Origin of the sequence: uncultured Sphingomonas sp., assembly GCF_964244235.1 — a bacterium.
GTDB lineage: Bacteria > Pseudomonadota > Alphaproteobacteria > Sphingomonadales > Sphingomonadaceae > Sphingomonas.
The window spans coordinates 17432-28787 of sequence record NZ_CAXTII010000030.1; the positions used below are offsets into that span (position 1 = coordinate 17432).

Sequence of the window (11356 nt, forward strand, 5' to 3'; positions counted from 1 at the left end):
TCGATATCCTATCATGATTTCGTGTGGGTTAACGCTCGTCGCGCCGTCCTTCCCTACGACTGGGGGACGGCAACGCGCCGGCCGGTCGGCTTCAGGGGAAGCAGGATGCGGATCGCAGTTGCACTGGCAGTGACGATGCTGAATATGGCAGCGTCGGCGATGGCGGCCGAGCCATCGGTCCCGTTCGCCGATACGGTCGCTTCGGCGGTGGCGCAGGGCGCGGTCAGCGTCGTTCCCGTGGTCGAGGCGCGGTTCGGTCCTGCCATCGGCGGCCGGTTCGAAAAGCCGATGACCCTTGTCGCCGATCAGTTCACCAGCGAGGGCATCGCGCTTCGCCACCGTTTCGCCAGTTCGATGATGGAATTCTACCCGTTGGCGAATAGCGGGTTCCACTTTTCGGGCGGGCTGCGCTTCTTCGGGGTGACCAACTTCGCACGCGAAGCTGACAAGCTGACGAACAACCTGCTCTGGTCGCCGGGCAACCGTAGTTCCGGCGGGGTCCGCTACGGCTTCAAGCGGCAGACGCCGGCGATGACGTTCGGCTATACCAAGACGGTCGCGAACAAGGTGGCGTTCGGTGTGGAGGGCGGAACGCTGCTCGGCCGGGTCAATGCCAGCATGCCGCGTTCGTTCGAACGCCGCCTGGGCGGCGGCCGCGACGACAACCGGATGAACCCCGTCGCGAACCTGGTGTTCGGCGTCAAATTCTGATCAAGCTCGCGGCGTCCGAGACAGCACTTCGTACGCCATCACCGCCGTTGCCACCGCCGCGTTCAGGCTGTCCGCCTTGCCCAGCATCGGGATCCTGACCAGCAGGTCGCACGCGGCGGCATAACCGGCGGGTATGCCATGCGCCTCGTTACCCGTGAGCAGGAATGTCGGCGCGGCATAAGTCGCGGCGCGATAGTCGGTATCGGTGTCGAGGCTTAGCCCTACCAGTTGCCCCGGCCCGGCGCGAAGCCATTCGATAAAATCCGGCCATACGCTGCGGACGACGGGGATGGTGAACAACGCCCCCATGCTGGCGCGGACGGCCTCCACCGAAAACGCATCGACGCATTCGCCGATCAGGATCAGCCCACCCGAACCGACCGCGTCCGCGGTACGCAGGATGGTCCCGAGGTTGCCGGGATCGCGCAGCCGCTCCGCCACCAGCCAGATCGCTGCGCTCGTTCGATCAAGATCGGTGAGCGTCCGTTCGAATTCGTCGAAGATACCCACAACCGCTTGCGGATTATCCTTGCCCGACAGCTTGGACAGAATGTCGGGCGTCGTCTGGATCGACTCGCCGCCCGCCGCCTCGACATCCATCGACAACGCATGGACGAGCGGATGGTCCGCGCTGGCCGCGGCGTAGAACAGGGTAGCGGGCAGGCGTCCGGTGTCGCGCGCCTCGGTCAGGATGCGCAATCCCTCCGCCAGGAACTGCCGCGCCGCCCGGCGATGCCGCCTGTCGCGCAAATCGCGGGCGTATTTGACGAGCGGGTTCGAAAAGGCGGTGATTTCGCGGGGCATGGCGCAGCGGCCTAAGCTCTAGCCATGGGCTAGGGCAAGGCGGATTAGCTGTGCCGGCCGGCGGTGCTAAAGCGCCCACCGACGATGCGGCTTCGCCGGGGCGCGCCTGCGTGAGAGCGGCGTGGCAAGACCACGTCGCCGGTCGTCGCCAGGCGACGCCGTCGGTGCCGCTAGTCTTCCCCGAACTTCCCCTCGACCAGTGCGCAAACGGCCCCAACCGCCGCGTCCGCACCATCGCCGCTGGCACTGATCGTGATCGCGTCACCCATCGCCGCGCCGAGCATCATCAATCCCATGATCGACGTGCCGGTGACGCTGCCCGATCCATCCTTCGCGACGTGCAATTCGCACGGCAGCGTCGATGCCAGTGTCACGAATTTGGCACTGGCCCGTGCGTGGAGGCCGCGACGGTTGGTGATGAGGACGGTCCGCGACACGCTCACGCCGCCGCCGACCCAAGCACCTCGGACGCGACCGAGATGTATTTGCGCCCCGCCTCGCGCGCCGCGGCGACCGCGTCGACGACCTTCATCGATTTACGCGCGGACCCGAGCCGGATCAGCATCGGCAAGTTCATCCCGGCGATCACCTCGACCCGGCCGCGCTCCATCAGGGATATCGAGAGGTTCGACGGCGTGCCGCCGAACAGGTCGGTCAGCAGGATGACGCCGCGGCCGGCGTCCGTCGCGGAAATCGCGGCTGCAATGTCCGCACGACGTTCCTCCATATCGTCGTCCGCACCGATCGCGATCGTCGCGACGCGCTCCTGCGGGCCGACGACATGGATCATCGCGGTGAGGAATTCTTCCGCGAGCCGGCCGTGCGTCACCAGTACGAGGCCGATCATCGCGCTTGCTTGTCCCGCATTTGCTGTTCAGACGTCATGTCGCCGACCGATGATCCTTCCAGCGCGTCCTGCGGTGCCGCCGCCAGATCACGGTGTGCGATGGTGAGCGAAAAACCCTCTTCGTGCAACCTGCGAGCGATGCGGTCCGCGACGTGGACCGACCGGTGTCTCCCCCCGGTACAGCCGATCGCGACGGTAACGTACGATTTCCCCTCCGCCGCATAGCGCGGGATCAGCAACAGCAGCAGATCCTCGATCCGCGACACCGCGGCTTCATACGCCGGGTCGGCCGCGACATAGGCGGCGACGTCGGCGTCCAGCCCGGTACCGGGGCGGAGAAGGGGATCCCAATGCGGGTTGCGCAGGAAGCGCATGTCGAAGACCAGATCGGCACCGCGGGGAATGCCGCGCGAAAAGCCGAACGACATGACCGACAATGTCGGCTGGCCATGCGCCTCGTCGCCGAAGGTCGCACGGACCTGTTGCGCCAGTTCGTTCGCGGTCAGCATGGTGGTGTCGATCAGTCGATTGGCGAAATCGCGGAGCGGTGCCAGCAATTCGCGTTCGCGGGCGATGCCGTCGGCCGCCGGATGATCGGGGGCAAGCGGATGGCGGCGACGCGTTTCGGAATAACGCCGTTCGAGTTCGCCGTCCGCACAGTCGAGGAACAGCGTCCCGATCTCGACCGCGCCGGACGTCTGCAGCGTGCGGATACGGCCGATGATCCGTGCCGGATCGAAATCGCGCGTTCTGGCACCAATACCGATCGCCAGCGGCTGCGAGCGTCCGGCCGCCGCGGCGGGAAGCGGCGCGTCGAGCAACCGGTCGAGCAACGCCAGCGGCAGGTTGTCGACGACTTCCCAGCCGAGATCCTCCAGTGTCTTCAGCACCGTGGACTTCCCCGCCCCCGACAGCCCGGTGACGAGGAGAATCGGCGTGCCGTCGCTCATTCGATCGTCTCGCCCCGGAGCGCGAGTTCGAGCTTGATCGTAGCTGACGCGGGGTGGGGATCGAGCACGAACTGGCGGATATCGATTCCCGCGATCTTGCGCAGCCGACGTTCGGGCATCCGCTCGGGCGTCGGATCGAGCCGTACGAGAAGCGCGACGGGGATGTCGTCGGCATGCGGCATCGCGACGATGCCAAGCCCGCGGACTTCGATCCGGCCGGCGATCGTCATCGCCGGTACGCGGGCGTGCAGGTTCGTGCCGACGCGAACGCACAGCGTGTAGTCATCGCTGACAAGCACCGCACCGCGATCGATCAGCCGAAGTGCCAGATCGGACTTGCCGGCCCCGGACGGCCCCTCGATCATCACCGCGCGCCCGCCGATCGCGACGGTGGTGGCGTGAATCGTTTCGGAGGAGATCGCGGCCATGAGGTTTCCGTTCAATCGGGATCGGCGAGCGGCAATCGGACGACGAAGCGCGCGCCGCTCAGCCTGTCCTCGCGCGATTCGACCATGATCGCGCCTTGATGCCCGTCGATGATGGTGCGCGCAATGGCGAGGCCCAGCCCGGAATGGCGACCAAAGGCCTCGCTTTGCGGACGGATCGACTGGAAGCGGCGGAAGATCGCATCGCGCGCCTCCTCCGGCACGCCCGGGCCGTCGTCCTCGACCCGAACGACCATGTCGCGTCGTTCCCGCAGCGCGGCGATCGCCACAATGCTGTCCTGCGGCGAAAAGGACAGCGCGTTGTCGATCAGGTTTTCGAACACGCGTTCCAGTCGCGCGCCTTCGCCGAGCGCCACGAGCGGCACATCCGGATCGTGATCGAACACGATCCGGATGCCGCGTTCGATCCCCCGGGTTACGCGCTGCGCCACCAATCCGTCGATCATGATACCGATGTCCACCGGCTCGAATTTGGCGCGGCTGAGCTGCGCATCGAGCCGCGACGCTTCGGAAATATCGGTGATCAGCCGGTCCAGCCGGTGGACGTCGTCCCGGACGATCGCCAACAGCTGGTCACGAAGCGCCGAGTCGCGCACCGTCGTCAGCCCCTCGACCGCCGACCGAAGCGACGCGAGCGGGTTCTTCAGTTCGTGCGTCACATCCGCCGCGAACGCCTCGGTGGCATCGATCCGGGCCCGCAGCGCAAGGCTCATGTCCGACAGCGCACGGGCCAGCATGCCGAGTTCATCGCGGCGCGAGGGCAGGCGGGGCACCACCACTTCGCGTGCCCGCCCTAGCCGGACGCGGACCGCGGCCCGGGCGAGGCGTCGCAGCGGGCGGACGATGGTGCGGGCGAGGAACAGCGACAACAGGATCGACACGACCGACACCGCCGCCAGCACGACGCCGAGACGAAACCGTTCGATCCGCACCGTTTCCGTGATGTCGCGGGCGTTGACCGTGGACATCACGACGCCGCCCCCGGGCAGCGGCGCGGCGGCGGTGATGACGGGGGTGCGGTCAGGCGCGCGCCAGACCGTCGTCGATACCGCATCGGTTGCACGCGCCGCCATGACGTCGGGCCACGGATCGCCTGCCGCACGTTCGCGGTACAGGGGCGGTCGCGGTGCCATGACGACCGTATCGATCATCGCATCGAGCAGTCGCGCCGCGACCTGGCCGCGGCCTTGCCGATCGGGATCGAGCAGCACGAAATTGTGCGTGCCGAGCGACCGGCTGTCCGCCGCGACGCCGCCGCCGGCATCGATCAGGCGGATGCGCGATCCGGTATCCTCCGCCAGCCGGACGATCAGCGCGCTACGTTCGTCCGGATCGACCGACGCGATCGCCTCCCCGACCAGCCGCACTTCGCGCCCGGCCTGCGCGACCCGGCTGTCGACGATCCGGCTACGGTATGAATCGAGATAGAAGAACCCGCCCGCCAGCAACGCCAGTGCGAAGATGTTGACCGCCAGGATGCGCCGGGTCAGCGAGATCTGACCCGACCAGCGAAGCGTCAGATCGCGGTCTTCATTCGTCCGAAAAACGGTACCCGGCCCCATAAAGCGTTTCGATGGCGTCGAACGAGTCGTCGATCTCCCGGAACTTGCGCCGCAGCCGCTTGATATGGCTGTCGATCGTGCGATCGTCGACATAGATGTCGTCCTGATAGGCGGCATCCATCAACTGGTTGCGCGTCTTCACGATGCCCGGCCGCTGCGCCAGCGTTTCCAGGATCATGAATTCGGTGACGGTCAGCGTGACGGGCAGATCGTTCCAGGAGGTGCGGTGGCGGGCCGGGTCCATCGTCAGCCGGCCGCGGACGATCGGGCCGGTCGCCCCCTCGCTTTCGGCCTCGCCGCTGCTCGGCTGCGCGCTTTCGGAACGGCGCAGGATGGCCCTGATGCGGGCGATCAGCAGGCGCTGCGAGAACGGCTTGGCGATGTAATCGTCCGCACCCATCGCAAGACCAAGCGCCTCGTCCAGTTCATCGTCCTTGCTGGTCAGGAAGATGACCGGGATCTGGCTTTTCTCGCGAAACCGGCGGAGAAGTTCCAGCCCGTCCATCCGCGGCATCTTGATGTCGAAGATCGCGAGATCGGGCGGGTTGTCGATCAGCGCCTTCAACGCCGTCTCGCCGTCCGAATAGACGCGGGTCAGAAATCCCTCGGTCTGCAACGCGATCGACACCGAGGTCAGGATGTTGCGATCGTCATCGACGAGCGCGATCGAAGCCGTCATCGCGGTGGGGCGACCTTGTCTCGTTGCCTTTGCGGGCTATACCAGGAATGCAGAATGCTCAACCGGCTATATTTCCGTCATTTGACCGACCGTTGCCCTGCGATTATGCGCTTTTCCCAGGAATGCATATGTGCACGGCGTCGATCGTGTCCGATGCCAGGTTTGAGAGGATGTCGATGAACGAGCGGATACCTACCCAAGGACTGGAAGCGCAGGGGATCGAGACCCGCGCCGACCTGCACTGGAACCTGACGACCGCGCGGCTGGTCGAGATCGCCGTCGCCCGCGGCGAGGGCAAGCTGTCCGCGGACGGGCCGCTGGTCGTCGAGACCGGCCCGCATACCGGACGGTCGGCGCAGGACAAGTTCATCGTCAGGAATGCGGAGACGGAAGGCAGCGTGTGGTGGGGCAAGTCGAACAAGGCGATGAGCCCGGACGATTTCGCGGCGCTGAAGGCCGACTTCTTCGCCGCGCTCGTCGACAAGGAGGACCTCTACGTCCAGGATCTGTACGGCGGGTCGCAGCCGGAAAACCGCGTCCGCGTCCGTGTCGTGACCGAATTCGCCTGGCATAACCTGTTCATCCGCACGATGCTCGTTCGCCCCGAAGAACCCGATCTGCGGGATTTCGCGGCCGATTACACGATCATCGACCTGCCCAGCTTCCGCGCCGATCCGGCGCGCCACGGCAGCCGGACCGAGACGGTGATCGCGGTCAATTTCACCGAGAAGCTGATCCTGATCGGCGGCACGCGCTATGCCGGCGAGATGAAGAAATCGGTATTCGGTATTCTCAATTACCTGTTGCCGCCGACGGGCGTCATGCCGATGCATTGTTCGGCCAACATGGGACCGGACGGCGACACGGCGGTATTCTTCGGTCTTTCGGGCACCGGCAAGACGACGCTGTCCGCCGATCCGGCACGCACGCTGATCGGGGACGACGAGCATGGCTGGTCCGACACCGCGATCTTCAATCTCGAGGGCGGCTGCTATGCCAAGATGATCCGGCTTTCGGCCGACGCCGAGCCCGAGATCTTCGCGACCACCAAGCGGTTCGGCACCGTGCTGGAGAATGTCGTGATGGACCCCGTCACGCGCCAGCTCGATCTCGACGATGCCCGTCTGGCCGAGAACAGCCGCGGCGCATATCCGCTCGACTTCATCCCCAATACCTCGACCGAGAATATGGGGCCGGTGCCGCGCAACATCGTGATGCTTACAGCGGATGCTTACGGCATCCTGCCGCCGATCGCGAAGCTGACGCCCGATCAGGCGATGTACCATTTCCTGTCGGGCTATACCGCGCGGGTCGCCGGGACGGAGATCGGGGTGACCGAGCCGGATGCGACCTTCTCGACCTGTTTCGGCGCGCCGTTCATGCCGCGGCATCCGTCCGTCTACGGCAATCTGCTGAAGGCACGCATCGCAAAGGGCGGCGTCGATTGCTGGCTGGTCAACACCGGCTGGACCGGCGGCAAATACGGCGTCGGCAGCCGGATGCCGATCAAGGCGACGCGGGCGCTGCTGAACGCCGCACTCGACGGCAGCCTGAATGGCGCCGAATTCCGCACCGATCCGTATTTTGGGTTCCAAGTGCCGGTATCGGTGCCGGGCGTGGATACCGCGATCCTCGATCCGCGCGGTACCTGGTCCGACAAGGGAGCGTACGACGCTGCGGCAGCGAAGCTGGTGGGCCAGTTCGTCGAGAACTTCGCGCAGTTCGAAGATCATGTCGACGAGGGTGTTCGACAGGCGGCACCAAAGATGATGGAAGTGGCCTGACCGGCGACGATAGCGTCGCCCCGGCCTCGAGCCGGGGTCCCGCTTCTTCCCAGGCCCGAAGAAGCGGGATGCCGGGCCTAGCCCCGGGGTGGCGGGCGCATGAATGAAGGGCGCGCGGTTCCATCCCACCTCTTTTCGCTTGATAGCCATTTGCCGCCCCGCTACGCGCAGCGCCTGCAATGTGTCGGGGCGTGGCGCAGTCCGGTAGCGCACTGGTCTCGGGGTCCAGGGGTCGTAGGTTCGAATCCTATCGCCCCGACCATTGCAGGGCCCAACCATTGCAGGGCTATCGATCCCGCGCCGCAAGCATCGCCTTCACCGCGACGAATTTTTCGCGCGGTGCGCCGGCGCGCGCATTGGCGATCTCCGCGCGCTCGATCGCCTGCCAGTCGCGGAACGTGACGATATCGACCCCGCGATCCGCCAGGAGCATGTCGAGCCCGGCGCGCCCCGCCTTGTCGCTGTCCGCCACCGTATCGGCCGCGATATGCTCCGCTGTCAGGAAGCCGTCGGGGCGATTGGTGCCGATCGTCCCGGTCGGCCCGCGCCGCGCCCAGCCGACCGCGTAGAGACCGGGCGCGATCCGCCCCTCGACATTCGCGAACCGGCCGAGCTTCGTATCATAGGGCACGCCCTCGATTGGCGGGGTGCGATAGCCGATGCAGGCGACGACCATCGCCGCCGGGATCGCGTAGGTCTCCCCCGTGCCGACCGTACGCCCGTCGGGTTCGATGCGGGTGCGCTCGACGATCACGCGTTCGACATGCGCCCCGCCCTCGATCCGTATCGGCATCGCGTAGAAATCGAACGCCACCGTGATCGGCTTGTCGTCGCCGCGATCGGCGAAGGCGCGCAGGTGCGCGACCGATTTGCGCACGCCGGGGTCGAGCGCGGCGTCGAGATGTTCGGGCGGCAGGTCGGCAGGATCGACGACGGGTACGGCGCGCGACAAACCGCCGAGTTCGCCCAGTTCCTTTGGCGTCATCGCGATCTGGTGCGGGCCGCGCCGCGCGAGGATCGTGACGGTCTCGATCTCATGCTCGCCAAGCTGCCCGAGCGCATGCGCGACGATGTCCGAACCGGCGAACTCGTCGCCGGTCTTGGCGAGGATACGCGCGACGTCCAGCGCGACGTTACCGGCACCGACGACGACCGCACCGGGACCATGAAGCGGTGGCGCGAGACCGGCGAAATCGGGGTGGCCGTTATACCAGCCGACGAACGCCGCGGAGCCGATGACGCCGGGCAAATCGTCGCCGGGAATATCGAGCGTCCGGTCCGACGGCGCACCCGTCGCCAACACGACCGCATCGTAAAGGTCGGTCAATTCGGCGATCGTCACATCGCGCCCGACCGTCACGTTGCCGACGAAGCGGATATTGTCGGAAAGCGCGGTCGCTTCGTACCGGCGGCTGACACCCTTGATCGACTGGTGATCGGGCGCGACGCCGGTACGGATCAAGCCGTAAGGCACGGGCAGCCGATCGAGGATATCGACCCGGACCCCATCGCCGAACTGCCTGAGGCATCCTTCGGCGGTATAATAGCCCGCCGGGCCCGAGCCGATCACCGCGATATGGCGCATTGGGCGTTCCGATCCGCTCGGGTCTGGGCGCTGGAAGTGGACGAACCACACGCTACGTCAGCGTCGAAATCGCCCCCCGCACTGCCGATCTTGCCGAAAGCGGCGACCGCGGCGGGATGGATCGAGCAGTGCATCGAGCGAAGCTGCCACAGTCGCACGAAGTAGGACAGGGGGAGTGCGAGGTATACAGCTGTTCCCCGGCGAAGGGCGGGGCCCCGGGCCCGGCGTGCAGCACCGATCGCGCCTGCGCGCGAGTCCTTGTGAATGGGCTGGGCACCGGCCTTCGCCAGGGAACGGAAAGGACAGGTGCTCGCGGCCCAGGCCGTTTTAAACGTTGCGGGGCCGAAAGCCATCGGAGCCAACCCTTTGGCATCGCGACGAACGCCTGCTACGGGCGCGGCATGACCCCGCTTTCCACGATCCGCAATTTCTCGATCATCGCGCATATCGACCACGGCAAGTCGACGCTGGCCGATCGGCTGATCCAGGCGACGGGCGGGCTGACGGACCGCGAGATGTCCGAGCAGGTGCTCGACAATATGGATATCGAGAAGGAACGGGGGATCACGATCAAGGCGCAGACGGTGCGCCTGGCCTACAAGGCGAAGGACGGCATCGATTACGTCCTGAACCTGATGGACACGCCGGGCCATGTCGACTTCGCCTATGAGGTCTCGCGCAGCCTCGCCGCGTGCGAGGGCGCGTTGCTGGTGGTGGACGCCGCGCAGGGGGTCGAGGCGCAAACTCTCGCCAATGTGTATCAGTCGATCGAGCACGACCATGAGATCGTCCCGGTCATCAACAAGATCGACCTGCCCGCCGCCGAACCCGAAAAGGTGCGCAAGGAAATCGAGGACGTCATCGGCCTCGACGCGTCGGAGGCGGTGCTGGCCTCGGCCAAATCCGGGATCGGCGTCGCCGAGATACTGGAAGCGATCGTCACCAGGATCCCGCCACCGAAGGGCGATATCGATGCGCCGCTGAAGGCGATGCTGGTCGACAGCTGGTACGACCCCTATCTGGGCGTCGTCATCCTGATCCGCGTGATCGACGGCGTCCTGAAGCGCGGCCAGCAGATCAAGTTCATGAACGCCGGGACGGTGCATCTGGTCGACCGCGTCGGGTGTTTCCGTCCGAAGATCGAGCAACTGTCGGACCTCGGCCCGGGCGAGATCGGCTTCATCACCGCGCAGATCAAGGACGTGGCGCAGGCGCGCGTGGGCGATACGCTGACCGATGCGAAGCGGCCTGCGACGCAGGCGCTGGAGGGGTTCAAGGAAGTCCAGCCGGTCGTGTTCTGCGGCTTGTTCCCGGTCGATGCCAACGACTTCGACAAACTGCGCGAGAGTATCTCGAAGCTGCGGCTCAACGATGCGTCGTTCAGCTTCGAGATGGAGACTTCCGCCGCGCTCGGCTTCGGGTTCCGCTGCGGGTTCCTCGGCCTGCTGCATCTTGAGATCATCCAGGAACGGCTGACGCGCGAATACGACCTGGACCTCATCACGACCGCGCCCTCGGTGGTGTACGAGATCGAGCTGAGCCACGGCGAGGGTCATCTGGAACTGCACAACCCCGCCGACATGCCCGACCCCAGCGCGATCGCGTCGATCAGCGAGCCGTGGATCGCGGCGACGATCTACGTTCCCGACGAATATCTCGGCAGCATCCTGAAGCTGTGCCAGGATCGGCGTGGTATCCAGAAAAACCTGACCTATGTCGGCGGTCGTGCGCAGGCGACGTACGAGTTGCCGCTGAACGAGGTGGTGTTCGATTTCTACGACCGGCTGAAATCGCTGTCGAAGGGCTATGCAAGCTTCGACTACAGCCAGATCGGCTACCGGGAGGGCGATCTGGTCAAGATGGGCATCCTGGTCAACGAGGAGCCGGTCGACGCGCTCAGCATGATCGTCCACCGCGGCACGGCGGAGGTGCGCGGCCGCGGCATGTGCGAGCGGCTGAAGGACCTGATCCCGCGCCACCTGTTCAAG

Annotated in this window: 11 protein-coding genes and 1 tRNA gene; 4 read left to right on the forward strand and 8 right to left on the reverse strand. The window is 66.0% G+C overall.

The genetic code is table 11. The annotated features are described in order from the left end of the window. Positions 1 to 105 precede the first annotated feature (105 nt). Complete coding sequence (locus ACFE7D_RS07155; protein WP_375394740.1) at positions 106 to 711, forward strand: hypothetical protein; 606 nt, start codon at positions 106 to 108, stop codon at positions 709 to 711. Here the strand turns inward: ACFE7D_RS07155 and ACFE7D_RS07160 are convergent, their stop codons facing one another. The 7 genes from ACFE7D_RS07160 to ACFE7D_RS07190 form a co-directional block, all read right to left on the reverse strand. After that, positions 712 to 1515 (reverse strand): TrmH family RNA methyltransferase, encoded by an 804-nt coding sequence (locus ACFE7D_RS07160; RefSeq protein ID WP_375394741.1) that lies wholly within the window; start codon positions 1513 to 1515, stop codon positions 712 to 714. A 170-nt stretch (positions 1516 to 1685) separates the two neighbouring features. Next, entirely contained in the window at positions 1686 to 1958 is a 273-nt protein-coding gene (locus ACFE7D_RS07165) for an HPr family phosphocarrier protein (protein WP_375394742.1), read from the reverse strand. Then, entirely contained in the window at positions 1955 to 2362 is a 408-nt protein-coding gene (locus ACFE7D_RS07170) for a PTS sugar transporter subunit IIA (RefSeq protein ID WP_375394743.1), read from the reverse strand. The genes ACFE7D_RS07165 and ACFE7D_RS07170 overlap by 4 nt, the downstream gene beginning before the upstream one ends. Next, positions 2359 to 3312, reverse strand: a complete 954-nt coding sequence (rapZ, locus tag ACFE7D_RS07175; protein WP_375394744.1) for an RNase adapter RapZ — start codon at positions 3310 to 3312, stop codon at positions 2359 to 2361. Before rapZ ends, ACFE7D_RS07170 begins: the two co-directional genes overlap by 4 nt. Beyond that, positions 3309 to 3740, reverse strand: coding sequence for an HPr kinase/phosphorylase (locus ACFE7D_RS07180; RefSeq protein WP_375394745.1), 432 nt, complete (start codon positions 3738 to 3740; stop codon positions 3309 to 3311). The genes rapZ and ACFE7D_RS07180 overlap by 4 nt, the downstream gene beginning before the upstream one ends. 11 nt (positions 3741 to 3751) lie before the next feature. Further along, positions 3752 to 5320, reverse strand: a complete 1569-nt coding sequence (locus ACFE7D_RS07185; RefSeq protein ID WP_375394746.1) for an ATP-binding protein — start codon at positions 5318 to 5320, stop codon at positions 3752 to 3754. Next, positions 5289 to 5999 (reverse strand): response regulator, encoded by a 711-nt coding sequence (locus ACFE7D_RS07190; RefSeq protein ID WP_375394747.1) that lies wholly within the window; start codon positions 5997 to 5999, stop codon positions 5289 to 5291. The genes ACFE7D_RS07185 and ACFE7D_RS07190 overlap by 32 nt, the downstream gene beginning before the upstream one ends. A gap of 176 nt (positions 6000 to 6175) precedes the next feature. Between ACFE7D_RS07190 and ACFE7D_RS07195 the strand changes: the two genes are divergently transcribed. Further along, complete coding sequence (locus ACFE7D_RS07195; protein ID WP_375394748.1) at positions 6176 to 7783, forward strand: phosphoenolpyruvate carboxykinase; 1608 nt, start codon at positions 6176 to 6178, stop codon at positions 7781 to 7783. A gap of 185 nt (positions 7784 to 7968) precedes the next feature. Continuing rightward, positions 7969 to 8045, forward strand: a tRNA-Pro gene (locus ACFE7D_RS07200). 24 nt (positions 8046 to 8069) lie between these two features. On the opposite strand, the gene ACFE7D_RS07205 is transcribed toward ACFE7D_RS07200, so the two are convergent. Next, entirely contained in the window at positions 8070 to 9368 is a 1299-nt protein-coding gene (locus ACFE7D_RS07205; protein ID WP_375394749.1) for an FAD-dependent oxidoreductase, read from the reverse strand. A 401-nt stretch (positions 9369 to 9769) separates the two neighbouring features. Between ACFE7D_RS07205 and lepA the strand changes: the two genes are divergently transcribed. After that, the coding region (lepA, locus tag ACFE7D_RS07210) for a translation elongation factor 4 (protein WP_375394750.1) at positions 9770 to 11356 on the forward strand (1587 nt) is incomplete at its 3' end.